This is a genomic window from Hydrocarboniphaga sp., from assembly GCF_028291725.1.
Taxonomy (GTDB): domain Bacteria; phylum Pseudomonadota; class Gammaproteobacteria; order Nevskiales; family Nevskiaceae; genus Hydrocarboniphaga.
On the sequence record NZ_JAQGNT010000105.1, the window covers coordinates 1 to 24,205 of the forward strand.

19 protein-coding genes are annotated in these 24,205 nt (G+C 61.9%); 11 read left to right on the top strand and 8 right to left on the bottom strand.

From position 1 onward, the window contains the following. Nucleotides 1-238: 238 nt before the first annotated feature. A complete protein-coding gene (locus JWQ90_RS26790; RefSeq protein ID WP_299698144.1) occupies nucleotides 239-391 on the bottom strand; it encodes a hypothetical protein in 153 nt (50 codons plus the stop codon). Nucleotides 392-755: 364 nt separating this feature from the next. Here JWQ90_RS26790 and JWQ90_RS26795 point away from each other — a divergent pair, with 364 nt between their 5' ends. The 5 genes from JWQ90_RS26795 to JWQ90_RS26815 all read left to right on the top strand — a co-directional run bounded on the left by JWQ90_RS26795 (nucleotide 756) and on the right by JWQ90_RS26815 (nucleotide 4,632). Beyond that, nucleotides 756-2,240: an MFS transporter gene (locus JWQ90_RS26795; RefSeq protein ID WP_366919612.1), complete on the top strand. Its 1,485-nt coding sequence runs from the start codon at nucleotides 756-758 to the stop codon at nucleotides 2,238-2,240. Continuing rightward, nucleotides 2,237-2,677 (top strand): MarR family transcriptional regulator, encoded by a 441-nt coding sequence (locus JWQ90_RS26800; protein WP_299698146.1) that lies wholly within the window; start codon nucleotides 2,237-2,239, stop codon nucleotides 2,675-2,677. Before JWQ90_RS26795 ends, JWQ90_RS26800 begins: the two co-directional genes overlap by 4 nt. A 177-nt stretch (nucleotides 2,678-2,854) precedes the next feature. Next, the gene (locus tag JWQ90_RS26805; RefSeq protein ID WP_299698147.1) at nucleotides 2,855-3,106 is read left to right on the top strand and encodes a type II toxin-antitoxin system Phd/YefM family antitoxin; all 252 of its coding nucleotides are present in this window, start codon (nucleotides 2,855-2,857) and stop codon (nucleotides 3,104-3,106) included. Then, nucleotides 3,107-3,529 carry a type II toxin-antitoxin system VapC family toxin gene (locus tag JWQ90_RS26810; RefSeq protein ID WP_299698148.1) on the top strand — a complete coding sequence of 141 codons (423 nt, stop codon included), beginning with the start codon at nucleotides 3,107-3,109 and terminating at the stop codon, nucleotides 3,527-3,529. 347 nt (nucleotides 3,530-3,876) lie between these two features. Continuing rightward, a complete protein-coding gene (locus JWQ90_RS26815; RefSeq protein WP_299698149.1) occupies nucleotides 3,877-4,632 on the top strand; it encodes a metallophosphoesterase in 756 nt (251 codons plus the stop codon). A gap of 115 nt (nucleotides 4,633-4,747) precedes the next feature. On the opposite strand, the gene JWQ90_RS26820 is transcribed toward JWQ90_RS26815, so the two are convergent. Both JWQ90_RS26820 and JWQ90_RS26825 read right to left on the bottom strand, forming a co-directional pair. Continuing rightward, nucleotides 4,748-6,112 carry a sigma-54 dependent transcriptional regulator gene (locus tag JWQ90_RS26820; protein WP_299698150.1) on the bottom strand — a complete coding sequence of 455 codons (1,365 nt, stop codon included), beginning with the start codon at nucleotides 6,110-6,112 and terminating at the stop codon, nucleotides 4,748-4,750. Beyond that, complete coding sequence (locus JWQ90_RS26825) at nucleotides 6,109-7,941, bottom strand: sensor histidine kinase (protein ID WP_299698151.1); 1,833 nt, start codon at nucleotides 7,939-7,941, stop codon at nucleotides 6,109-6,111. Before JWQ90_RS26825 ends, JWQ90_RS26820 begins: the two co-directional genes overlap by 4 nt. Before the next feature lie 173 nt (nucleotides 7,942-8,114). Here JWQ90_RS26825 and JWQ90_RS26830 point away from each other — a divergent pair, with 173 nt between their 5' ends. From JWQ90_RS26830 to JWQ90_RS26840, 3 genes are read left to right on the top strand one after another with little or no spacing between them, the layout of a single operon-like run. Next, on the top strand, nucleotides 8,115-8,837 hold the full coding sequence (locus JWQ90_RS26830; RefSeq protein ID WP_299698152.1) for a DUF4166 domain-containing protein: 723 nt from the start codon (nucleotides 8,115-8,117) through the stop codon (nucleotides 8,835-8,837). Further along, a complete protein-coding gene (locus JWQ90_RS26835) occupies nucleotides 8,834-10,693 on the top strand; it encodes a TIGR01777 family oxidoreductase (RefSeq protein WP_299698153.1) in 1,860 nt (619 codons plus the stop codon). Before JWQ90_RS26830 ends, JWQ90_RS26835 begins: the two co-directional genes overlap by 4 nt. Next, nucleotides 10,690-11,652, top strand: a complete 963-nt coding sequence (locus tag JWQ90_RS26840) for a fatty acid desaturase (protein WP_299698154.1) — start codon at nucleotides 10,690-10,692, stop codon at nucleotides 11,650-11,652. Before JWQ90_RS26835 ends, JWQ90_RS26840 begins: the two co-directional genes overlap by 4 nt. A 29-nt stretch (nucleotides 11,653-11,681) precedes the next feature. Here the strand turns inward: JWQ90_RS26840 and JWQ90_RS26845 are convergent, their stop codons facing one another. After that, nucleotides 11,682-12,506: a nucleotidyltransferase domain-containing protein gene (locus JWQ90_RS26845; RefSeq protein WP_299698155.1), complete on the bottom strand. Its 825-nt coding sequence runs from the start codon at nucleotides 12,504-12,506 to the stop codon at nucleotides 11,682-11,684. Between the two features lie 36 nt (nucleotides 12,507-12,542). After that, complete coding sequence (gene rtcR / locus JWQ90_RS26850; protein ID WP_299698156.1) at nucleotides 12,543-14,132, bottom strand: RNA repair transcriptional activator RtcR; 1,590 nt, start codon at nucleotides 14,130-14,132, stop codon at nucleotides 12,543-12,545. A gap of 170 nt (nucleotides 14,133-14,302) precedes the next feature. On the opposite strand from rtcR, the gene JWQ90_RS26855 reads away from it, so the two are divergent. The 3 genes from JWQ90_RS26855 to rtcA all read left to right on the top strand — a co-directional run bounded on the left by JWQ90_RS26855 (nucleotide 14,303) and on the right by rtcA (nucleotide 18,891). Then, entirely contained in the window at nucleotides 14,303-15,856 is a 1,554-nt protein-coding gene (locus JWQ90_RS26855; protein ID WP_299698157.1) for a hypothetical protein, read from the top strand. Nucleotides 15,857-16,569: 713 nt separating this feature from the next. Beyond that, nucleotides 16,570-17,796, top strand: a complete 1,227-nt coding sequence (locus JWQ90_RS26860; RefSeq protein ID WP_299698158.1) for an RtcB family protein — start codon at nucleotides 16,570-16,572, stop codon at nucleotides 17,794-17,796. Nucleotides 17,797-17,847: 51 nt separating this feature from the next. Further along, nucleotides 17,848-18,891, top strand: coding sequence for an RNA 3'-terminal phosphate cyclase (rtcA, locus tag JWQ90_RS26865; protein WP_299698159.1), 1,044 nt, complete (start codon nucleotides 17,848-17,850; stop codon nucleotides 18,889-18,891). Nucleotides 18,892-19,156: 265 nt separating this feature from the next. Here the strand turns inward: rtcA and JWQ90_RS26870 are convergent, their stop codons facing one another. From JWQ90_RS26870 to JWQ90_RS26880, 3 genes are all read right to left on the bottom strand, one after another. Continuing rightward, entirely contained in the window at nucleotides 19,157-21,586 is a 2,430-nt protein-coding gene (locus tag JWQ90_RS26870) for an MMPL family transporter (protein WP_299698160.1), read from the bottom strand. Nucleotides 21,587-21,601: 15 nt separating this feature from the next. Next, the gene (locus JWQ90_RS26875; protein ID WP_299698161.1) at nucleotides 21,602-22,672 is read right to left on the bottom strand and encodes a YCF48-related protein; all 1,071 of its coding nucleotides are present in this window, start codon (nucleotides 22,670-22,672) and stop codon (nucleotides 21,602-21,604) included. Nucleotides 22,673-22,777: 105 nt separating this feature from the next. After that, nucleotides 22,778-24,184: a DUF1329 domain-containing protein gene (locus JWQ90_RS26880; protein WP_299698162.1), complete on the bottom strand. Its 1,407-nt coding sequence runs from the start codon at nucleotides 24,182-24,184 to the stop codon at nucleotides 22,778-22,780. Nucleotides 24,185-24,205: the final 21 nt, after the last annotated feature.

Consider the following 24,205-nt stretch of genomic DNA (forward strand, 5'->3'; position numbering starts at 1 on the left):
GGCCAAACGCGGATGGGGCGAGACGACAGCGCCGCGCCTTCCGCCCCCACCCCGGCCCTCCCCCGCACGCGGGGGAGGGGGAGGTTCCTGGGTAGCCCCGTGTTCCTTGCGGACCTGCTCACGGACCATGAACCCGACGAAGGTAGGTCGGCAATCCTTTGCCGACGTGCTCAGGCGATCAGGGCGCACACGTCGGCAAAGGATTGCCGACCTACGTCGTTTGCGAGGCGAGGCTGGTTCATGGAGAGGGATGAGGGGTGTCCGCCTCCATCGACATCGACATCGACATCGACATCGTCAGCGTCAGCGTGCTCAGTGGATTCGGTATGGCGCCGAGTATCGGCTGGCCGCCGCTGGCGCGGATCAGGTGCTCAAGCTGCGTACGCGTCATACACGCTCTTCCGCTCTTCCGCTCTTCCGCTCTTCCGCTCTTCAGCCGAGCGAATGCCCGACAGTGGCGATGTCTGGGGATGCATCAACTTTCCCCGGTGCCGGCCGTGGTTCAATGGCCGGATTCCGGCTATCGCCGCTTGAGACTCGCACCGATCAGCCGGTCGAAGCCTGTTGGGTGACGACGCGCAACGACGCCTTCTTTGGCTGTCGCGGCGTTATCTCCTTCAGCTTATTTTCCCGCCGACTGTCAACAATCGCTAAGAATTGAGCAGCTGCAGCCCTTTCGATCCCTAGGATTTCGGGCGAGCCTTCCGGTCCATACGGTTGTTGCATTACAACTATTGTATTTATACAATGATTGTATGAATGCAAATATCAACGTATCGCCCGCCGGTCCACGGCCGGTGCGGCCGAACCTGGTGTTGGCGATCTGCTGCCTCAGCCTGCTGATGGTTTCCATGGATGCCACCATCGTCAATGTCGCCCTGCCCGCAATCCGGCGCGATCTCGACGCATCGATCTCGGGATTGCAGTGGGTGATCGACGCCTACACCATGGTCGTCGCAAGCCTGCTGATGTTCGCGGGCTCCATGGCCGATCGCTTCGGGCGGCGGCGCGTCTTCCAGGCCGGCATGAGCCTGTTCATGCTCGGCTCCTTGCTGTGCAGCCTGGCTGCCGATATTCACTGGCTCGTCGCTTGCCGAGTGCTGCAAGCGCTTGGCGCCACGATGCTCAATCCGGTTGCGATGTCGATCATCGTCAACACCTTCACCGAGCCGAAAGCGCGAGCGCGGGCGATCGGTTTCTGGGGCGCCGTGGCCGGCATCTCCATGGCACTGGGTCCGCCGGTCGGGGGCGCTCTGACACAGGGCATTGGCTGGCGGTCGATCTTCTGGATCAACTTGCCGATCGGTATCGCCGCCATCGCGCTGGCCGCTCTTTACATCCCCGAATCGAAGGCGCCGCGTGCACGGCGTATCGACCCGGTGGGCCAGCTGCTCGTCTTTACCGCGCTGGCGTCCTTGATCTGCGCGGTGATCGAAGGCCCGCGGATGCACTGGGCTTCGGCGACGATCATCGGCCTGTTCGCGACATCCTTGGCAGCGGTGATCGCGATCATCGTCTACGAGCCGCGCCGCAGCGATCCGTTGCTGGATCTGCGCTTCTTTCGTAGCGTGCCTTTCAGCAGTGCCGCCCTCATCGCGGTCTGCAGCTTTGCGGCTTTCGGGGGATTTCTGTTTCTGAATGCCTTGTATCTGCAGGAGGTCCGCGGATTGTCGTCGTTCCGCACGGGCCTCTACACCTTGCCCTTGGCCCTGGCGACCATCGTCTGCTCGCCACTGTCCGGGCGGCTGGTGGGCACTCACGGTACCCGGCCGTCCCTGTTGATCGCAGGCGGGGCCATGGGGCTTAGCGCATTGATACTGACGCATCTCAGCGCCGACTCGGATCTCGGCACCCTGATGCTGGCCTACGTCCTCTTCGGCATCGGATTTGGATCGGTCAATGCTCCGATCACCAATACCGCCGTTTCCGGCATGCCGAAAGCGCAGGCGGGTCTTGCAGCGGCGGTCGCGTCTACCAGCCGGCAGGTGGGCGCGTCATTGGGCGTGGCGCTCGCCGGCACCATCGTCGGGGCGCAGGCCGCCGTTGGCGCCAGTTTTACCGACGCGACGCATGCATTCTGGTGGTGCCTGTTGGGCGCCGGCTCAATGGTTTTTGTGCTGGGCCTGCTTTCCAGCAGTGGCTGGGCACGCGCGACCGCTCGGCGTGCGGCACTTCTTCTCGAAGATGCTTCCCCGGCGGAAGCCGGCAAGCAGTCGCCGGTCGTGAGTGTCGCCAAATGAAAGGGCGCAGCAAGGCAGGCACTGAAGCCGATCGTATCTGGCAAATGCTGGTGGCCCTGGTCATGGACAGCCGTGGCGACTGGCGGCGCAAGGTCAGCGAAGTCACCGGCATGCCGTTCAGTCGCTGGCGGGCACTCAAGCGGCTGGTCGACGCCCCGTTGAGCTTGCGCGAACTTGCCGAGCTGATGAACACCGATGCACCCGCCACCACCGTCGCTGTGAATGATCTGGAGCAGCGGGGATTGGTCGAGCGCCGTCCGCACCCCGATAACGCGCGGGCCAAGCTGGTCTCGATCACCGCGGCCGGAAGGCGCGTCATGGACAGCACGCGCAGCATTGCCGACCACGCACCGTCTGCTCTTTCGGAATTGCGTGCTGCGGACCTTGTGGCGCTAGCTCGGATTCTGAAGACGATCAGTGCGCATGTTGAAAAATAGGGCGTTCGATCAGATCTGCTGCGGTCAATGACTCGCCCGATTTAGTCCCCATCAGTAAACGCACTGCTTGATTCTGGTCACCTGTTGAATCAGCACGCTGATCAGTCGAGCTGGAGTGGTTGGCCCGCGCGCCGAATGTTGCTACGATGTAGTTACTGTAGAGGTAGGAGAAGCCAGATGCGCGCAATTTCTGCACGCGAATTCAACCAGGACACCGCCGGCGCTAAACGCGACGCGCTGGCCGAGCCGGTGTTCATCCTCGATCGCGGCCAGCCGTCCCATGTGCTGATGTCGATTACGCACTACAAGGCGCTGCTGGGCAGCAACGCAAATATCGTCGATCTGCTCGGCATGCCCGGAATCGAAGACCTGCCGTTCGATCTGCCGCCGAAAAGTCGGGAGCTGTCGCGTCCGGCCGAGTTCGATTAAGTGTTCCTGCTCGACACCAACGTCGTCTCAGAATTGCGCAAAGCCCGATCCGGGCGCGCCGATCCGAATGTCGCGGCCTGGGCTCGGTCGGTGCCGTCGTCCGCTCTCTACCTATCGGTCGTTACCGTCATGGAACTGGAGCACGGCATTCAGGGTGTCAAAGGTCGCGATCCGAACCAGTTCGCTGCGCTGCGCACCTGGATGGACGATTTCGTCCTGTCGGCATTCGCGGGTCGAATTCTCGATTTCGACCTGCCTGCCGCGATCCGTTACGCCGGCTTGAGTCGGCCGCAGACCAGGCCGTTGCGCGATTCCATGATTGCGTCAACGGCCCTGCATCACGGCATGAGGGTCGTCACCCGAGATGAAAGTGACTTCAAAGGGATGGTATCGGTGCTAAACCCTTGGTTGCCCGCGCCTTGAGCCTTCGATGAGGCAGAAGCTAAAACAGATCGTCGAGGAGGCATCGAAAATATTCGGCACTCGAGACGCGGCGGACGCTGGCTCCCTAACGAGCAGCAAGCCCTGGGTTTTCGGCGCCGGATTGACGTGATGAGCGACGATTCCGGGGACAGCGCAGGTCAAAGAACTCCTGGGCCGCATCCGGCACGGCGTATTCACTTGATATTCCTCTCGATGGGATTCCGGTATGCGGTGTCTCAGCAGTGAAGTATGAGAAGCCCTTTTTGATGCAGGTGGCCTTGAAGAGGGACAAGGTCGAAAGCTAAGGCCGAAGGCGGCCGGGGTTCCCCCAACGTATAGACTGAGAAATGCTCCGAGTCCGATATTTCGGTGATCTGCATCTCGAATTTACTGAGATGAAGCCAGGGACCTTGCCGTCAGTCGGCGAGGACCTCGTCGTTCTGGCAGGCGACATCGCGACTGGAGTCGCCGGGATCCAATGGGCCAAGCGGGCAATCAAGGGACGCCCGGTCGTTTACGTGCTGGGCAACCATGAGTTCTACGGCCAAGACTTCGATGATCTGATCGTCGAGGCGCGGGCCATGTGCGCTGGAACACATGTCCATTTTCTAGAGAACGGCCTCGTGGACTTGGCCGGGTACAGGATTCTCGGATGCACCTTGTGGACCGACTTCCAACTGCTGGGTGCGGACGTGGCCGGTGACGCAGCTGCATACGCCTCCGTGACCATGGCGGACTACTCTGCCATTCGTCGAACAGGTCGACGACTGAGTGTTCGCGACACGGTCGCGCGCTGCCATGAAAGTCGGGCATGGCTGAGCAAGCAGATCACCGCGTCAACGCAGCCCTTACTGGTCATTACTCACCATGCGCCGAGTTTTTGCACAATGAACCCGATGTTCGAAGGCCAGATCAGCAACGCGGCGTTTCATAATGGTTTTGACGATCTGATCCGACCGCCCGTCCGTGCCTGGATCCATGGGCACAACCACTACTCGATCTCGCAACGGGTCAATGAGATTCCGGTTGTCACCAACCAGCGCGGCTATCCCAACGAGGACGTCGGCGAGTTCCGGTGGGACCAAATGATCGACCTCGTCTAGGGCCTTCGCTTGGCTGCGCCGAGTTGGGAGCTAGCCCTGCTTCCGCAGCGATCGACTGGCGATCGCACGCGTAAACATCGACAGGATTGGAGAATGCAGCCTATAAAAGCGATCTTCAGGGTCGGAGGCCCAGGCGATCCAGTTTCTTCAGCAGCCCTACACGGGAAATGCCCAGGATTCTCGCCGATTCGGAGCGGTTGTTCCCGGTCTGAACTAGCGCGGCTGTAATCATCTGAACCTCCAGTGCAGCAATGGCTTCGTCCAGGCCACGGCGCAGTGCAACGCCGTTGGCTGGTGCCGCGGTGCCCTGGGCGAAGCTGAGTTCTTCAATCCCGACAGAGGTCTCTATGCCCGCAGAGCTTGGCGCGAGCGCTGCTGTGCACTCGATCAGCGACTGCAGTTCGCGCACGTTACCGGGCCAGGGTTGTTCAGCTAGCCACGCGGCTGCCTCTGGCAGCAGGTGAACGCGTCGCTTGCCTAGTGCGCGCTTGAGAAATAGCGCGGCAAGCAACGGCACATCTTCACGCCGCTCGGCGAGCGCAGGCGTTCTCAGCACCATGCCTTTCAAGCGATAGAACAGGTCTTCGCGAAAGCTTCCTTCTGACACCATCGCTTGCAGATCGCGATGTGTAGCTGCGATCACTCTGACGTCGGAGCGCCGCAGTTCGCGACCACCCACCGGCATGTACGTGCCCTCCTGCAGGAACCGCAGCAGCTTGACCTGCATCGGCGTCGGCATTTCGCCGACCTCGTCCAGAAACAGGGTTCCGCCATTGGCCGAGTCGATCAGTCCGGGCTGATCGCGATACGCACCAGTGAAGCTGCCCTTCAAGTGTCCGAACAGCTCGCTTTCGAGCAAGTCCGCCGGCACAGCGCCGCAGTGCACCGAGACGATGGGCCCGGCGGGCTTCAGGCCATTGCGATGCAGCGCCCGCGCGACGAGTTCCTTGCCGGTGCCGGTCGGCCCCTGGATGACGACACTGAGCTGCGTCGGCGCGATGCGGCGGATCAGGTCGCGCAACTGCCGGATCGGTGCAGAGTGGCCAACGATGCCCAGATCGTCATCGCCCGCCCGTGTCTTGAGTGCTTGCAGCTCTTGCTCCAGCTTGGCTTTCTGCATCGCACGGCCGACGATCATGCGAAGTAGCTCGGGATCGACGGGTTTGGCGATGAAGTCCCAGGCACCGCGTTCGGTCGCTTTCAACGCGAGCTCGTGATCGGCGTGGCCGGTGATCACGATCACGGGGACGGATGAAAAGCCGCGTATCAGTTCCAGCCCCGCATCGGTCGTCATGCTCGGCGGTATCGCAAGGTCGAGCAAGACGACGTCGGGTTTGAGCTCGCGGAAGCGCTCCGCTGCGCTGGGCGCATCGCCGGCGATCGATACGCGGTGTCCGAGTCCGGCCAGCCAGGCCCCGCCGAGCCGCTGAAAGGCGGGCTCATCGTCGATCAGCAGGATGTGGCCCGGAGGGTTGTTCATGGCGAAAGCCTCGCGGGCGCTGGAAAGCTGAGGACGAATGAGGTTGCCCAGCCGGACCGCTCCGCCAGACGCACCGATCCGCCGTGCGCCTCCATGATCTTCGCGACGATGGCAAGGCCGAGGCCGGTGCCTTCGGGGCTCCGTGAGACAAACGGCTGGAACAGGGTTTCGCGAATTTCCGCAGCAACCCCGTTGCCGTTGTCGCAGACGGCAAGCTCGATGACGCCATCTTCGCGGCGACGCGCATCAATTGCGATCGCGCCCTGCGCCGCAGCAGTGGCCGAGCGCGCGTTGTCGAAGAGATTGATCAGCGCCTGTCTCAGGCGACGCGGATCGCCGTCGATCTGCAATTCTGCGTCGATTCGATCGTCGATGGCGATTTCCGGATAGCGCGCCGCACAGGTGCGAACGAAATCGGCCAGCGCCAGCGGCTGTGTTTCGATCTGCCAGCTCTTGGCGTAGTCCAGCAGATCGGTCGCCAGTTGCGAGATGCGCGCAGTCTGCGTGGCGATCTCCTGGCGCACTTCAGGCGGCGCCCCGGTCGCCGCCATGGCGATGATGTTGAGCGGATTGCGGATGTCGTGGGCCACTGTCGCGGCGAGCGCGCCAAGTTCAGCGAGGCGCTGCTGCTTCTGATGTTCGCGCTCGCGCAGTGCGAGCATCATTGCCGTCTCCAATCGCTGCGCCGCATCCGCGAGCGCGGCGCCGAACAATTGTGCGACATAGCGCGGTCCAGGCGGCGCTGCGTCCCAGCCGATCAGTTCAGTTCGCCACCGGCCATGCTCGACCGAGCAGCGTAGTGTCGGCTTCGTATCTCTGGCGGCTGAGTCGCCGACGATCACGTCAATGCCAATGCGCAACTGCATCGAGATTTCGCTCGCTGCTTCCACGGCAAGCTCCTGCTGACTCTCCGGCACCGCCAGTGTCCGGCGCCACCGCTCCACATCGTTTTCGCGCAGATGCGATCCGGGATACACCAGCCGCGTCGCCAGCCTTCGGAACGGATCGAGCAGCAGGCCGCTCGCGAGCAGCGTCGTCACGGCAACCGCCCATAACTTCCAGCCCGACAATGGCTGGCCGAAAGGCAGCGGCAGGGCCGCGAGCCCGATGACCGCGGCCGAGCCCAGGCCGACGACCAACGCCCAGGCCAGGCCCCGGCGCGCCCAGGCGTTCACGATCATCAGCTCGTAGCGCAGGATTCCGTAGACCAGGATCAGCGGGTACAGCGGCAGCAGTAGCAAGGGAAACGGATACAGGTCGATTCCCATCGGGGCAAAGGCATAACCGCTCATGGACAGCGCGCCCCAGCCGCTGGCCAGGCACATGGCGACAAGCTGCCCGCGCGGCGGGCCGATGCGTCGCCACCAGGCACGCGCCATCACCAAGTGGCCGGCGATCGCGAGCCCAGCCCAGGCGATGCCGACGATCCAGCCCATTACGCCCGGGATAAAGAAGCGTTCGAAACCCTGCCAGGGCTCGTAGCGACCGGGCGGAAATGCGATGGACGCGAAGGCCAGAGCGCCCGCGATTCCGTAGATGCAGCGAAGCAGCCAAGCCGGTCGCCGGTTGCCACAGAGCACGAGTACGAAGTGCAGAAACACGGCCGAAGTCAGCGCCGAAAGGCCGACCATCGTCGACGCTAAGCGGCTCACGCCGTCGCCCAGCCAGGTCGGCAGCTCGCAGGTCAGTACCCAGACTGCGACGCCGCACAGAAACGTCACCAGCAGGCCCAGACCCGGCACCCCCCGCACACGCAGCAGCAGTACGGCGAGCGCCACGCTCTCGGCCATGGCCAAGCTGAGGGCGATGTGGACGAGGCTGGGTTGCATTGCTGGAAAATATCAACTTTGTTTACAGGCCGACAAGGCAGATCGACTACTTGGGATACATGCTAGCTAGTCGATGAGAATTTATTACAAGCAATATCAGTTAATTGGAGGGATATGGGGTCCGGCACGCCAATTGAGACCAAAGAGCTGTCTCCCCCGAAAGAAGCTCACACATGGTTCTCCAAGCCACCTCGCGAATTCCCGTTCAACCCCTGATCCCGCCAACATCCACATTCTCGGCGGCCCGGCAAGTCCTATCGCCCGCCGATGTCGACTTCGAGCATCTCGTCGGCCCCGAGGGATGGCGGAGACTCGCGCCCGACATCCGGCAGCGCTTCACCGAAAAGCCGACGGTACGGCAGCCGATCCGTTATCTCGGCGTGATGCGGCAGGTCGGCGGCTCACCTATCGGCGCGGTTCTGGCGCAGTGCTGTCGCCTGATCGGCACGCCGTTCGCGCCCTACCGCGCTGCCGACGTTCCCGTCGCGATCACGCTGCGCCATGAACCCAGCGGCGGCGTGATCTGGGAACGTGAGTACCGCTACCTCGATCGTCCGGCAGCGACCGTGCGTTCGACCAAGCGCGTTGGCGACGACGGCGCCTTGCTCGAGTGCGTTGGGTTCGGGCTCGGCATGCGGCTCGCGGTCTTCGAAGCTAATCGAGCGCTGCATTTCCTCAGCCTGAGCTACTTCTGGCGAGTAGGCAGGCGCGAGTTTCGTTTACCAGCGCTGCTGAGCCCGGGCACAGCGCACGTGATTCATGAGGATCTCGGTGCTGGGCGCTTCCGCTTCAGCATGACGATCCATCACCCGCTGTTCGGCCTGTTGTTCGATCAAAACGGCGCTTTCGAACGCGAAACCCAACCCAAAACCCTGACAGAAGGAGTGCAGCCATGACCGCTGTGCTGACGATGTTCACGATTCAATGCTTGCTCGGTGCCTTCGACAATCTCTGGCATCACGAACTCCAGGCCGATCTGCCGCATCAGCCGACGGCGCGCCGGGAACTCGCGCTGCATACCGCTCGCGAACTGCTCTATGCCCTGATCTTTATCAGCGTGGCATGGTGGCGATGGGAAGGCGCCTGGACGTTCGTGCTGATCGCGATTCTGGCAGCAGAGATGCTGATTACACTCTGCGATTTCGTCGAGGAAGATCGCAGCCGCAAGTTGCCGGCATTCGAGCGCGTGCTGCACACGATCCTGGCACTGAACTATGGCGCCTTGCTGGCGCTTTGGGCGCCGGAGTTACGGCGCTGGTCGCAGGCGCCCGGCGGCTTTGCCGCTGCCGACTACGGAATCGGGTCCTGGCTGCTGACGGCCTTCGGTATCGGTGTGTTCGCCTGGGGCATGCGCGATCTGTTCGCAGTGGCACGTCTGGCGGTGCCGGAGTGGCAGCGGATGCCGATGCGTGCGGGGGACTCCAACGCGCCGAGCATGGTGCTGGTCACCGGTGCGACCGGCTTCATCGGCCGTTCGCTGGTGCGGCGGCTGGTCGAGCGCGGCGATCAGGTGATCGTGTTGACGCGCAATGTTGCCAGGGCCCGCGACCGCTTCGGCCCGCTGGTCGAAGTGACCGGCGATCTGCGCGAAATCGATGACGATCGCTGCATCGATACGATCGTGAATTTGGCGGGCGAGCCGCTGATCGGTCTAGGGCTGTGGACCCGAAAACGCAAACAGCGCTTCATCGACAGCCGCGTCGGTACGACGCGCCGGATCGCGGGTCTGATCGGACGTCTGCGGACGACGCCGAAGGTGCTCGTCAGCGCATCGGCAATCGGCTGGTACGGTGAGCGCGGCGACGAAGTCCTGAGCGAGAAGAGCACAGCGGGCGAAGGCTTTCTCTCCGAACTCTGCTGGAAGTGGGAAGACGCAGCGATGACCGCGGCCCGGCCGGGCTTGCGTATCTGCCGAATGCGCATTGGCCTCGTGCTGGGTGCCCACGGCGGCGTGCTGAAATCACTCGCACTGGCGACACGAATGGGCGGCGGCATGGTGCTGGGTTCCGGCCGTCAGTGGCAATCCTGGATTCATATCGATGACCTGGTTGCCTTGTTCGAGCACGCGATATCGACGCCGACTCTGAGCGGCCCCATCAATGCGGTATCCCCGCATGCCGTGACGCAGCGTGAATTCACGCTGGCGCTCGGGGAAACCTTGCACCGGCCGACGCTGATGCGCATGCCGGAGTGGCCGCTGCGCAGACTCGCGGGCGACATGGCGGAACTCTTTCTGGTCAGCCAGCGAGTGCTGCCTCAGCGTGCCATGGACAGCGGCTTCGAGTTCCGTTGGGCGCGAATCGAAGATGCCTTGAGACATTCGTTTGCGAGTCACGCCGCCAGAGAGCAAGCACTCGCCGTCTACGTCAACCAAGATTGCCCGGTCTGCCGCTCGGAGATGGGGCGCTACTGTGAGCTGAACAAGCGGCATCACGGCGCAATGCGCTTCAGATCGATTGCGAAAACATATGGTGGCTTGCCGCGCTATGGTTTGACCGAGCGCGACCTGCGGCGCCGATTGTTTGTTGAATCTGGCGATGGGAAGCTCTGCAGCGGCATCGACGGTGCGATCTTGATCTGGCGCTGCCTGCCGGGCATCTATCCGCGTCTAGCCAAATTGCTTGCGCAGCCGTTCATTCACGCGATCGCCGATTGCAGTTACGACCTCGTCATTGCGCCGGCCCTGAGTGGCTGGAGCGAGCGTCGGATACAGCGTCGGCGGCGTCTTGCTTCGGTGGGGGCATCGTCATGAACGCGAGCAAGCCTGTGAGCGCCGCGCCGTCTGCATGGCAGGCTGCACATCGCATCCAGGCGAATGATCTCTCCAGCATCTGCGAAGGCGATGTGCAATGGGCGCCGCTGCAATCGCTTTGGCTGTCATCGATGACGATCGGCGCGATCGTCGGCGGCGCGTTGTTTTTCAGCTGGTCGGCGTTCGCGCTGTTCCTTGCGACCACGGCCTGGGTGCTGCTCTTCGGTCACTCGCTGGGCAGTCATCGAAAACTGATCCACGACAGCTTCCAATGTCCGCGATGGCTGGAGCGGATCATGGTCTACAGCGGCGTGCTGCTCGGACTCGCGGGCCCGCTGGGGCTTATGCGCGAGCACGAACTGCGTGACTACGCGCAGCGCCTGCCGATGTGTCATCCCTGTCTTCGTCACGGCTGCGGGTTCTGGGTCGACTGCTGGTGGCAGCTGCACTGCAAGCTACGCTTGCGAAACCCACCCGCGCTGCACATCGAACCGCGACTCGCGCAAGACCCGTTCCTGGTCTTTCTCCAACGAACCTGGATGGCGCAGCAACTGCCATGGGCGATCCTGTTCTTCGCCTGGGGCGGCTGGGGCTTTGTGTTCTGGGGCGTTTGCGCCCGCGTAACCGCTGGCGTCGTTGGCCACTGGCTTATTGGGTACCTTGCCCACAATCACGGTGGCATGCACTTCGAAATCCGTGGTGCAGCCGTACAGGGCCGCAACGTGCGGCTCACTTCACTACTGACCATGGGCGAGTGCTGGCACAACAACCATCATGCCTACCCGGGTTCGGCGCGACTCGGGCTTTTTCAGGGCGAATGGGATTCAGGCTGGTGGGCGCTGCAACTACTGGCGCATGTCGGCCTGGTGTGGAATCTTCGTCTGCCCGAACATCTACCCGAGCGCGTGGAACTCGAGGTCTTGCACGCCGATTCCGACCCTGCCTGTGCAGGCAGATGACATACGAAGCACGGCATCGCAGGTTCCGACTAGCCGTTGGCGCGAGCCCATTTTCGAAGGAATCGGTCGAGTGCGCTGATTTCCGTTGGAACCTGCCCAGGCACGGCGATCGCGGATAGACGTTCGATTTCTGCGCTCAAAAAGGACTGGATGGCGGGCAGAGGCGGCCCCTCGCCGAACTCGGGTGTGCGGATTTTCTCCAGGCGCAGTCTGAGAATGTCATCGCGAACGACTCCCTGCGGCAGAACACCATCAAGCAGGGCCGTCAGCGTCATCGGCGGGATGCCCATTCCGCGTTCTATCCATAGGCATGCCAGGACCGGGCGGATCACGTAGAAATACTTCTTCAGGCGCACGCGCTCGCCGCAGAGGTGTTCGCGGAAGTTCTTCCGGGCCATGTGGAAGTAGTGGTAGTGCGCGGCCTTTGGAGAGTGGAACTGCCTTGCCAGTTCCAGCATCTCTGCCGCGAACTGCGGCATGGCGGCGTAGACGATCGGCGACTGCAGCCATTCGATCAGGACCGGATTGCTCTTCGCGAGCAGGCGCAGCGCCTTGCGCAGATCCCAGCCGTTGACGTCGAACACGACCCCGCCTTCGTCTTCGATCGGCGTCTCGATCACGTCGCGAGCCTCGTTTACGGAGAAGTACCAGTCTGGCTCGTTGACGTAGATGAAGCGTCCGTCGTAATCCGAATCGGGGCTGGCGAAGCCCCAGGCTCTTGATCCTGATTCGATGGCGTGCAGCACTTTCACGCGGTGAGTCTGTTCGAGCTGAGTCAGGCGTTCCCGAATCCGCGACACGACGGTCGCGGGCAGGTCTTCCAGGGTGGCTGGCTCAATGGTGGCGTCGGTCATGGCGTTCACTGCTGCGCAGGTATTTCAGCTTGACGGCTATGGGCCGACATCGTCCCAGCTCAACTCGAATTTGGCCAAGTATTTGCGGAGCCGGTCCGAATCATTTGTCGACGATCGCTTCTGTCGGGAAGCGGAAAACAGGGTGCGTCCCGCTTCTGACAGGTTGCGGCTGCGCCGGCAGACGGCGACCACTTCCAGGAGCTGAGCCCGGTCGAAAATATCGACTTCATCGAGCCGATCGCCCAACAGTTCAAAGAGAGGCGACACCTCGGCGCCCGTTCCTGCCGACCACAACTGCCGCAGCCGACGGATTTCCGCATCGACACCTTCGACCTGGATGCGACCAGCAGAGGCCAGCGTCGCCATTCGGGATATTGACGCGCTGAGATCGCGGAAATTACCGCTCCATAGAGCGTCGGCCGACATCGCGAACTTCAGGTAGCGCTCGCGCGCCTCGACATTGAACCGCACACGCTGATGTTGAGCCTGCTCGAACCGGGACAGCTCGTAGTCGAGGTTGGGTTCGATGTCTTCCCGACGCTCCGCCAGGCTCGGCAAACGGAAGGTCCACAGATTGAGTCGGGCATACAGATCGTCGCGGAAATGCCCGGACCGGATCTGCTGCCCGAGATCACGGTTGGTGCCGGCGATCAGCTGAAAGTCGCTCGACACTTCACGATCGCTGCCGACGGGAAGAAAGCGCTTCTCTTCCACCGCGCGCAGCAGCATCGCCTGTTCGTCGGCGCCCAGTTCGCCGATCTCGTCAAGAAACAGCACACCCTTGTCTGCGGTTCGCAGCAGGCCGTGGCGGTCAGCGACGGCTCCGGTGAAGGCGCCTTTGCGATGACCGAACAGCGTACTCATTGCACCGTCGCCGCGCAGCGTCGCGCAGTTCACCTCCACGAACAGACCGGACACTGCGGCACGCTGCTTCTTGAGCTCGAATACGCGCCGAGCGAGCTGGCTTTTGCCGGCACCGGTCGGGCCCATCAGCAGGATTGGTGCCGTGGATCGGATCGCCACCGTTTCGACTTCCGCGATCATCGCGTTGAACGGTGCGTTGCGTGTCGCGATGCCGCTCTTCAGAAACGAGCGGTCCTCCTGTTTCTCCGCCTCGAAACGCTGCGCGATGCGGTCATACTTCGACAGGTCCAGATCGATGATCGCGATGCTGCCGGCCACGCCCTGGTCCTTCTTCGACGGTGGCGAGGTCTGCAGCAGGCGCCCCGGCAGGTGGCGGCTCTCGGTCAACAGAAACAGGCAGATCTGGGCGACGTGTGTGCCGGTGGTGATGTGGGCGTAGTAATCCTCACGGTCGGGATCGAAAGCCTGCTTGGCACAGAAGTCATGAAGCACCCCGTACATCGATTCGAAGTCCCAGGGGTTCTGCACATAGGTGTCGTGCAACCGCACTTCGGTCTCGGGTGAAATCTGCGCCAGGTCCGCCACCATCAGCTCGGCAAGCTTCTTCGAGCGCCGCAGGTCCACCAGTAACTCAAGACGGTTGGCGACGAAGCCTTCCTGCATGCCCAGGGCAACCGTCGGGCGCCAGCGTTCCCAGCGCTTGGGGCCGTCGCCGCCGTCGAGCTGGGTGCCGATGAAGCCGATGATGACGCTGGGTTTCATGCGATTCGTTAAGATAAATAGCGATACTAATATATCGTATATATGGAACAGTAGGTATCTGAATATGACGCCATATAAGTATAAATAATATCTAAATCAGTAACTTGATGTTAAAATCGATACTTGGCACCGCCGTTGCTCTATCAGCTCCATCTGAAGGAGAACGCAACATGGCCAACATCGAACTGTTCAAGAGCATCGCCGGCCGGCTGGTACCGCCGGCAACGGCGATCAACGAAGTCGGCGGCGCGGCCTACAGCCGCGAGCCGGAAGCGGCGTTCGCGCTGTACGCCGCCACCGGTTGCCTCAACGGCACGTTCTACGCCGGCACCGAAACGCAGTTGGCCGAAGTGCTGGCGTTGTGCGCGAAGGTGTCGCCGGAGTTCGTGATGAAGACGGCGCTGTACGCCCGTCGTCAGGCCCACATGAAGGACATGCCGGCTCTACTGATGGCAGTGCTGGCATCCCGTGACGGCGAACGCTGCGAGCAGGCTTTCGGCCGTGTGATCGACAACGGCCGGATGCTCCGCAACTTCGTGCAGATCGTGCGCAGCGGCGTGACCGGTCGGAAGTCGCTGGGCTCGCGTCCGAAGCGGCTGGTGCAGCAATGGCTGGAGCAGGCGAGTGTTGAACGGATCCTGTCAGCGGCGATCGGCGACAAGCCGTCGCTTGCGGACATCGTGCGGATGGTGCACCCGAAGCCGCAGGACAAGGTGCGCGAGGCGCTGTATGCCTGGCTGATTGGCAAGCCGTACGCCGAGGAGTCGCTGCCGGAGCTGGTGCAGTCGTTCGAGGCCTTTAAGCGCTCGCCGGGTGCCGAGGTGCCGGAACTACCGTTCCAGTACCTGACGGCGCTGAGCCTGACCGGTGAGCACTGGAAGCAGATTGCGCGGCGCGCCTCGTGGCAGACCACGCGGATGAACCTCAACACGTTCAGCCGTCATGGTGTGTTCGAGGATGCCGAGATGGTCGGTGTGGTGACGAAGCGGCTGAAGGATGCAAGCGAGATCGCCCGGGCTCGGGTGTTCCCGTACCAGTTGATGACGGCGTACCGGGCGGCCGGTGACGGCATGCCGCAGGCGATCACCGATGCGCTGCAGGACGCGATGGAAATCGCCACCCGCAACGTGCCGAAGCTGGAAGGCGAGATCGTGGTGGCAGTGGACGTATCGGGTTCGATGGCATCGCCGGTAACGGGTGTGCGGCGTGGTTCGACGAGCGTGGTGAGCTGTGTGCAGGTGGCGGCGTTGATTGCTGCCTGCCTCAAGCGCAGCAACCCGTCGGCGCGGATCGTTCCGTTTGCCGAGGCCGTGCGAAGCATTCGCTTGAATGCCCGCGACACGGTGATGACGCAGGCCGGGCAGCTGGCGGCGATGGTGGGTGGCGGCACGACAGTGAGTGCACCGCTGGCGCTACTGAACCAGGAGAAGGCGAAGGTCGATGTGCTGGTCGTCGTGTCGGACAACCAGAGCTGGATCGACAGCCGGGTCGCCGGTGGCACGGAGACGATGCGGCAGTGGTCGGCGATCAAGGCGCGGTGCCCGAAGGCAAAGATGGTGTGCATCGACCTTCAGCCGAACCTGAGCAGCCAGACGCTGCAGCGGCAGGACATCCTGCACGTTGGCGGCTTCAATGACGCGGTGTTTGCGGTGATGCAGGACTTCGCCGGGGAAAACGGTGGCGAAGGTTGGGCTGAGCGCATCGAGGCGATGACGCTTCAGTAAGCAGGTCCCCGGCGGGAGAGCCCGCCGGGGAGCGGGCTGCCTCAGGATTTACGTTGTACCGCAACGAATGCGGATGACACTACATTGGATAAAGCCTTCGGGCGACGGGGTTCGAATCCCGGCTGCAGATCCGCTTCGGTGGTGATGCAGGTGTTTCATCAACTCTTGCCGTTGCACTTTTTTGTTGAGCCCCGCTAGAAGTGGGGTGCAGAGAGTTCGAGTTGTACCGCAGCGAATGCCGATGGAAATACATGGGTAAGCCTTCGGGCGAATGGGTTCAAATCCTTGGATCAAAACCGCTTCGGCGGCGTGGCAAGTGTTTCATCACCTTCGTCGCTGCACCTATTTATTGGATGTTGGAAAGAGTCGATTTCACCGCGGCGAATGCCGATGGAACTACATGTGTCGCGGGTTCGAACCCCGCCAGCTCCAGATCACCGGAGCTGTAGCTCAGCTGGTAGAGCAATGGTGGGCAGGTTTCATCACTGTTGTCGCCGCACCTATTGGTTGGAGATTCACAAGACTTCACGTTGTACGCGGCGAATGCCGATGGAACTACAAGTTCTTAACTTCCAGGTCGCGGGTTCGAGTCCCGCCGGTCCCAATACTGGGGGACCGTAGCTCAGCGGATAGAGCAGGACGTTTCATCACCGATTGTCGCCGCATCTTTTTCATGCAGAGAGCTGGCATCAGGGCCGGCCGGAGAGACTCAAATGAGCAAGCCGAACTACAACGTCATCAACGAGCCGGGCGGCGTGCCGATCAAGCTCTGGACCAATGGCGTGCCGTTGGAAGACCAGGCGCGCGAGCAGCTCGTCAACATGTCCAAGCTGCCGTTCGTGCACGGCTGGATTTCGGTGATGCCGGACGTGCATCTCGGCAAGGGCGCGACCGTGGGCTCAGTGATCCCGACCATCGGCGCGATCGTGCCGGCTGCGGTGGGCGTGGACATCGGCTGCGGCATGATCGCGGCGCGGACGACGCTGGTCGCGAGCGATCTGCCCGACAACCTGGCCGGCCTGCGTTCAGCGATCGAGAAGGCGGTGCCGCATGGCCGCAGCTCGACCCGCAGCGGCCGCGACAAGGGCGCCTGGAATACGCCGCCCGAGGCTGCCGAGTCCGGCTGGTCGCAACTGGTCGACGACTTCAAGCTGATCACCGACAAGTATCCGAAGCTGGCCAAGACCAACAACTTGAACCATCTCGGCACGCTGGGTACCGGCAATCACTTCGTCGAGGTCTGCCTCGATGAAGAGGATCGCGTGTGGTTCATGCTGCACTCGGGTTCGCGTGGCGTCGGCAATGCGATCGGCTCTACCTTCATCGAGCTGGCCAAGGAAGACATGCGGCGTTGGATGATCAACCTGCCGGACAAGGACCTCGCGTATCTGCCGGAAGGCAGCGAGCACTTCGGCGACTATGTGTTCGCGGTCGACTGGGCGCAGCGCTTCGCGCGGACCAACCGCGCGATCATGATGCGCAACGTCGTCGAGGCCGCGCGCGGCGTGATCGCCAAGCCGTTCGAGGCCTCGGCCGAGGCGGTGAACTGTCACCACAATTACGTGAACCGTGAGACGCACTACGGCAAGGAAGTCCTCGTGACCCGTAAGGGCGCAGTGAGTGCGCGCAAGGGCGAACTCGGCATCATCCCCGGCAGCATGGGGGCGAAGAGCTTCATCGTGCGCGGCCTCGGCAACGAGGAGAGCTTCCACAGCTGCAGCCACGGCGCCGGCCGCGTGATGAGCCGTACCGAGGCACGCAAGCGCATCACGGTCGAAGATCATCGTGCAGCGACCGCGCACGTGGAATGTCGCAAGGACGGCGATGTGGTCGACGAATCGCCGGCCGCGTACAAGTCGATCGACGCGGTGATGAAGGCGCAGAGCGATCTGGTCGAGATCGTCCACACCTTGCGGCAGGTGGTTTGTGTGAAGGGTTAGCCATGCGGCGTGGGGAGGTCCTCACGCCGCCTTTATAAAACGAGAAATCTCATGTTGGAACTCAATGGGGCGGAAGGAGGTGGTCAGCTGCTGCGCACGGCGCTGACGCTGAGCATCTGCACGGGCACGCCGTTTCGCATGACGGGAATTCGTACCGGCCGTCCGAAGCCGGGATTGATGCGTCAGCATCTGACTGCCGTTGAAGCGGCTGCTGCCATCTCTGGCGCGGAGGTTCGTGGTGCGAATCCGGGCTCTCTACAGTTGGAATTCGTTCCCGGCCCTGTGCGCGCTGGCGACTACCGCTTTCCCATCGGAACCGCGGGATCAACCACGCTCGTGCTGCAGACGGTGTTGCCGGCGCTGCTGCGCGCAAACTCGCCTTCGACGCTTCACCTTGAGGGCGGCACGCACAACCCGATGGCGCCGTCCGTGGACTTCCTGACCCGTGCATTCATCCCCGTGCTCCGGAAGATGGGCGCACACGTCGAACTCAAGCTGGAGCGCTATGGCTTCTATCCGGCCGGCGGCGGCTCATTGCGGGTCGACATTGCTCCCGGCACCTTGGTGCCGATTACGCTGGCGGACCGTGGCGCGTTGAAGTCGGTGAAAGCGCAGGCGCTGATTTCCGCCGTGCCCGGCACCGTCGCGGACAGGGAACTGGCTGTGGTTGCGCAGCGGCTGGGGCTGGGTTCCGAAGCTCTCGAACATCGGTCGATCCGGCCCGCAGTCGGACCGGGCAATGTGCTGATGATCACCATCGAATCCGAGAACGTGAGCGAAGTGATCACGAGCTTTGGAGCGCGTGGCGTCACGTCGGAGGCGGTTGCCGAACGCGCCTGCAGCGCGGCTCGCGCTTACATCGATCAGGGAGTCGTGGTTGGCGAGCATCTGGCCGATCAAATTCTGCTACCGATGGCGTTGGCCGGTGGCGGCAGTTTTCGCACGAGCCGGCCGTCCGAGCACTTCTGCTCCAATGTCAGCTTGATCAGTCGATTCGTTCCGATCGACATTACGGTGAACGGACATCCTATCGGGTCGTTCATCGGTAATCGCATAGATTCAAACACTTCGGGTTGGACGGTAGAGCTCAAGTAAGAGGCCAACTCTGACCATTTGAGGGCTATGGATGCTCGTCCATTTTCTGGACAGTTGATCGGAAAGTAAGCGAATGAAAGATCTGGTGGATGTTATATCGGCTATTCATCTCGGCGCTGTTACTGAAGTAGGAAGAACATGTCCCGCTGCAACGGAGCCCGGATCCAGTCATCTGGCTTAATCTGGTTTGCCGATCGCCGACGCGCTCCGTAGTCGCTTATGATTTCGCGGTTGTGCCTACGGGCACTTGATGCAGAAGCTGTCGTCAGAGTTTCGGACTACTGGCACCCGTATCGAAAGTCGCAGCTTTAACGTGCTCACCAACCGCCTTGGGCCGTAGTAGGAAGGTTGCCAACGCAGGAACGATCACGAGCGCGCCCACCATGTTCCATAAGAACATGAAGGACAGCAACACGCCCATGTTCGCCTGGAACTTGATCGGCGACCACGCCCAGGTGGCAACGGCCGCGGCCAACGTGACACCGATCAGTGCGACCACCTTTCCTGTGAACATGAGGGAGCGCGTATAGGCCTGTCGTACCGACATTCCCTGGCGCATGTAGGCCAGATACACGGTCAGCAGGTAGAGCGAATAATCCACGCCGATACCCACGCCCAAGGCGATCACCGGAAGTGTCGCCACTTTGACTCCGATACCGAGCGCCACCATGAGTGCCTCGGCAAGGATCGATGTCACCACCAGCGGAACGACCGCGACCACAACCGCACGCCAGCTACGGAACGTGATGTAGCAAAGCACGATGACCGCGGCATACACGTAGAAAAGCATCTTGTGATTGGCTTTCTCGACTGCGATGTTGGTTGCGGCGTCGATGCCGGAGTTACCCGCAGCCAGCAGAAACTGGTGCGCCGGCGTGCTGTGTTCCAAGGCGAAGCGCTGCACGGTGTCCACCACACGCTCAAGCGTATCGGCCTTGTGATCGCTTAGAAACGCAATGATCGGCGCCACCGAGCGGTCATCGTTGATCAGCTCGGGGCTTGATGTGTAAACGTGGTCCAGTGCATCGGAAATGACGAAAGGATCTCGATTGAGGGTGATCCACTTCGGCGATCCTTCGAAGCCGCTGGCTGTCAGCGCCCGGCCCTGGCTTGCGGCCGACGCTGTGGTCTGCACGCCCGGCAGGTCACGTAGCAATTCCTCCAGGCGGTCCATCTCGGTCAACGCTTCGAAATTGAGCAGGCCGCTGGGTGGCGCCTTCACGATCACCGCAAACTGATCGCTCGACAACTGGTAGTGTGAGGTGATGTAGGCATTCTGTCGGTTGTAGGGCGAATCCGGGCGCAGTTCCGGTGCTCCGGGGTCGAGATCGCCGACCTTGAGCCTCTGCGAGATCACGAATCCGGCGACGGTGATCAGCAAGGTCACGGCGAGTACACCCACGGCAACTTTCGGATCCGTAAAGTGCCCGAAGGCAGAAAGCACGGGGTGCTCGCCGGAGGTTCTCCGACCGCCACGCGCAGCCGAGCCCGGACTCACGCCGACATACGACAACAGCACCGGGAGCAGGATCAGGTTGGTAAAGATCAGCACGGCCACGCCGATACTGGCTTCGATCGCCAGATCGCGGATCACCGGAATATCGACCACGGCCAGTACCGCAAAGCCGACAGCATCGGCGAGCAGTGCAGTGAGCCCGGCCAGGAAAAGCCGGCGAAAGGTATAGCGTGCGGCCACGTAGCGGTGCGTGCCCAGACGGACGTCCTGGGTGATGCCGTTCATTTTCTGCGCGCCGTGGCTCACGCCGATGGCAAAGATCAGAAACGGCACCAGTACCGAGAATGGGTCGATGACGAACCCCAGCATCTGCATCAGGCCGAGCTGCCAGACCACCGCGATCAGCGAGCAGACGATGACGATGACGGTGCTGCGGATGCAGCGCGTGTAAGCGAAGATGATCAGCGAGACGATCACCGCCGCGACGGCGAAGTAACCCAGAACCTCGATGAGACCCGTGATCAGATCGCCTGCGAGCTTGGCGAAGCCGATGGTATGCAGCTTGACGCCACGCGGCTCGAACTCCACTGCGATTTTCTCCACGCTGTCGCGGAACGCCTTGTAATCGAGCGGAGCGCCTTTGGAGTCCGTCTCGAGCAGGGGTACGAACAACATGCTGCTCTTCTGATCGTTGGATACCAGGGAGCCGACGATACCCGCGCGCTGCACGTTGTGGCGTAGCTCGTCGATCCATTTTTCCGACCCATCGAAGCCGTCCGGCATCACCGCGCCGCCGCTATAGCCTTCCTCGGTGATCTCGGTCCAGCGCACCGCCGGCATCCACAGCGACTTCATGAAGGAGCGGTCGACACCTTCGATCAGAAACACCTTGTCGTTGATTTCGCGAAGTGTCGACAGGTACTTGGGGTCGTAGATGTCGCCGGTCTGATTCTCGACGACGATGCGCACCGAGTTGCCCAGCCCGCGCAGCGAGTTCTTCTCTTTCTGGTAATTCTGGATGAACTCGTGCGACTGCGGAATCATCTTCTCGAAGCTCGCATTGATCGTGAGCCGGGTCGCCTCCGAGCCCAGCATGACCGTGAGCAGTGCGCAGACCACCATGAGCGCGACGCGGTGATTGAAGATCACCCGCTCCAGAATGTTGCCCGACCGCGCATCGAAGTCCTGGACACGCGAGACCACAGGCATGTCGTCAATCTGATCCGGGTTAACCGTCATTGCTGAGCGTCCTGTTTATTGGGTGACAGCAGGCAGGCTTTCAAGTGAAACGCCACCAAGGCCGGCTGCAATCAAGCTCTTTGCGTCCTTCAGTGGCTGCACGGAGGTGAAGGTCATCGGTTTGTCCGGCTTCACCAGCTCGAAGCGGGTCGCCTGCACGTCACCGATCAATAGCTGCCCGGCGCTGTTGGCAAGTACGAATTGCCCGTTGGGCAACCGAGCCCCGGCGTTCAGCGTGGCCTGAGATGGCGCCTCCACCTTCTGCCAGCTCTGGCCGTGATCGGCGCTGCGATACACCGTGCCGCGCAGCCCGTACAGCAGCACGACCGAGTCGTCGCCGGTGACGCCGAAGAAGCTGCCGCCGTATTCGGTCTTGATGTCGCGGAAGCGCCCGGTTTCACGGTCCAGCTTGAAGACGTGGCCCTGCTCGCCAGCGATATAGAGCTCACTGCCAACCGCGTGAATCGCATTCAGATTCACTTTCTCGTCGTTATCGATACGGTCCAGCAGCGGCTGCCAGGTCTTGCCGCCATCCTGCGTACCGGCCAGGATTCCGTAGGAACCCACCGCATAGCCGCTGCGATCGTCGTCGAACCAGACGTCGAGATACGGCAGTGAAGGGCCGGCCTTGTAGTTCAGCTCGAGCAGTTCGGTCGCCGCAACCGCTTGAGCATCGCCGGAAGCGGCCGCTGCACGGTAATACTCCTTGAATGCAGGGCCGGCGACGCGACCGTCGAGCTGACGCACCCAGGTCTTGCCACCGTCCTCGCTATGTAGAATGACGCCGTCGTGTCCCACCACCCAACCTTTGGAGGCGCTCGGAAAGCACACGGCAAGAAGATCGCTTTGCACCGGTGAATCGGACTGGACCCAATGCTGGCCCTGATCGTCGGAAGTTTCGATCAGCCCGCGCATCCCTACGGCCACCCATCGGTCTCCCGCGACTGCCACGTCCAGCATCGGTCTCGACTCGACCTGTGTCTGCCTTTTGGCCGGGGTATCGAGAGGATCGTGGAATGGTTCGGCCGCAAGCGACGAGGTACTGGCCAATACCGCGATGAGGGCAGCTCCAATGCTGTATTTCATACACGGCGGCACTTTTCGATATGTCATTACGTCACCCGATAACAGATAGCGTGATGCGGCGCGCCGTGCGCCGCATCACGAACAACCGATTGGATCGGTACGCGACTAGCGACTGCTGCCTGCCGCAACCGACGCCGGCGTGAGAGGAATATTCAAGCCCTCGGCGCTGGTGTAGTTGCGGTTGAAAAAGCCCGGATCACCCGCTCCAATGTTGATGATGAAGTAATTGCCCTTGATCACGTCGTTGAAATTCCAGGTTGCATTGTCGACGCCGCCCGTGTTGTAGGACGGGAAGCTGTAAATCTTGCCCACCTTCCAGAGCTTGCCGGAATCGTCGTAGGACTCCGACGACACGATGCACCAGCAGTCTTCATCGACATAGAAACGACGCAGCTTGTAGGCGTGACGGGCATTGTCCTTGCGCTTGGCTTCAACGACCCATACCCGGTGTTTCTCGTAGCGAACCGCCTCGGGCTGGATGAAGCTCTTGCCCAGGGTGCCACGTGCCGGCAAGTTGTTGGTCACGCCAAAGACGTTATAGGGCACGATCATTTCTTTCTTCCCCACCAGCTGCATGTCGAAGCGATCCATGCGGCCGATGAAGCCCCAGAGCTCGTCCCACTGCAGCACGCCGCCGTAAGACGCAATCGGCGTGTCGTACGCGAATTCCGGTGCTTTACGCACACGTCGCTGGCCGGGTGTGTAGAACCAGACCTTCTGCCCGCCATCGTCGGTGCTCGGCGTGTAGTAATTCAGGAACACGATGCCAGCGGAAGATGGCGGATCCTGCAGGCGCGACGAGACTCCCATCGTCGCGTCGTAGGTCTGCTTGCGCAATGCGCCGCTCTGGTCGTACCAGGAACGCACGAAGTATTCGTTCGCGACAGGAAGGTCGGTCACGCCGCCGCTGGTATCGACCATGAAGGCCTTATTCAGATGGTGGCTGACGGCAGCGCCAGGGGCGATCTTGTGATTCCACATCACTTCGAAGCCGTTCTTGGGGATCGGGAACGGCGTGCCCTGCCATGGAAACCCGTCGGGCGCAGCGCCGCCGACGCCGTCACCCTCGACAGAACCCACCAGCTTGGCCGTGGTGGCGTTTTTCTTGATGTTGTCGGTCACCCAATCCGGATACCAGACCGTACGATGGCTTGGGTAAACCATGATCTTGTAGTCCGGATACTTCTTGAGCATCGCCTTGTCGCCTTCTGTCAGCGATGCTTCGTACTTCGACATGTTCCCGGCATCCACCGTGTAGACCGGCTTCTCGTCCTTGAACGGATCGATGTAGCGGTCTGCCTTGGGGTCATAGCCGGGAACGGACTTGAGGCCGCCCGTGTATTCGGGAATGGAGCCGTCGGCGTTGCCAGCTTTTTCAGCGCCAAATGCCGTGAGCTTGCCGCCGAGATCCTGCGCCTCAGCTTCCGATACTGCCGCGCGTAGCGGGCCCGAGGCCGCCATGCACAGTGCGGCCGCGAGCAGCGCGGCCGTCACTGCTGATGATTTGAACATTTTCTGTATCTCCTTATTGTA

Excerpts from the sequence above, each read along its gene's own strand:
- JWQ90_RS26795 (WP_366919612.1), top strand. The coding sequence starts at position 756 with ATGAATGCAAATATCAACGTATCGCCCGCCGGTCCACGGCCGGTGCGG.
- JWQ90_RS26880 (WP_299698162.1), bottom strand. The coding sequence starts at position 24,184 with ATGTTCAAATCATCAGCAGTGACGGCCGCGCTGCTCGCGGCCGCACTG.
- JWQ90_RS26870 (WP_299698160.1), bottom strand. The coding sequence starts at position 21,586 with ATGACGGTTAACCCGGATCAGATTGACGACATGCCTGTGGTCTCGCGT.
- JWQ90_RS26790 (WP_299698144.1), bottom strand. The coding sequence starts at position 391 with ATGACGCGTACGCAGCTTGAGCACCTGATCCGCGCCAGCGGCGGCCAG.
- JWQ90_RS26875 (WP_299698161.1), bottom strand. The coding sequence starts at position 22,672 with ATGAAATACAGCATTGGAGCTGCCCTCATCGCGGTATTGGCCAGTACC.
- JWQ90_RS26825 (WP_299698151.1), bottom strand. The coding sequence starts at position 7,941 with ATGCAACCCAGCCTCGTCCACATCGCCCTCAGCTTGGCCATGGCCGAG.
- JWQ90_RS26815 (WP_299698149.1), top strand. The coding sequence starts at position 3,877 with ATGCTCCGAGTCCGATATTTCGGTGATCTGCATCTCGAATTTACTGAG.
- JWQ90_RS26820 (WP_299698150.1), bottom strand. The coding sequence starts at position 6,112 with ATGAACAACCCTCCGGGCCACATCCTGCTGATCGACGATGAGCCCGCC.
- JWQ90_RS26800 (WP_299698146.1), top strand. The coding sequence starts at position 2,237 with ATGAAAGGGCGCAGCAAGGCAGGCACTGAAGCCGATCGTATCTGGCAA.
- JWQ90_RS26805 (WP_299698147.1), top strand. The coding sequence starts at position 2,855 with ATGCGCGCAATTTCTGCACGCGAATTCAACCAGGACACCGCCGGCGCT.
- rtcR (WP_299698156.1), bottom strand. The coding sequence starts at position 14,132 with ATGAAACCCAGCGTCATCATCGGCTTCATCGGCACCCAGCTCGACGGC.
- JWQ90_RS26845 (WP_299698155.1), bottom strand. The coding sequence starts at position 12,506 with ATGACCGACGCCACCATTGAGCCAGCCACCCTGGAAGACCTGCCCGCG.
- rtcA (WP_299698159.1), top strand. The coding sequence starts at position 17,848 with ATGTTGGAACTCAATGGGGCGGAAGGAGGTGGTCAGCTGCTGCGCACG.
- JWQ90_RS26860 (WP_299698158.1), top strand. The coding sequence starts at position 16,570 with ATGAGCAAGCCGAACTACAACGTCATCAACGAGCCGGGCGGCGTGCCG.
- JWQ90_RS26830 (WP_299698152.1), top strand. The coding sequence starts at position 8,115 with ATGGTTCTCCAAGCCACCTCGCGAATTCCCGTTCAACCCCTGATCCCG.
- JWQ90_RS26835 (WP_299698153.1), top strand. The coding sequence starts at position 8,834 with ATGACCGCTGTGCTGACGATGTTCACGATTCAATGCTTGCTCGGTGCC.
- JWQ90_RS26840 (WP_299698154.1), top strand. The coding sequence starts at position 10,690 with ATGAACGCGAGCAAGCCTGTGAGCGCCGCGCCGTCTGCATGGCAGGCT.
- JWQ90_RS26855 (WP_299698157.1), top strand. The coding sequence starts at position 14,303 with ATGGCCAACATCGAACTGTTCAAGAGCATCGCCGGCCGGCTGGTACCG.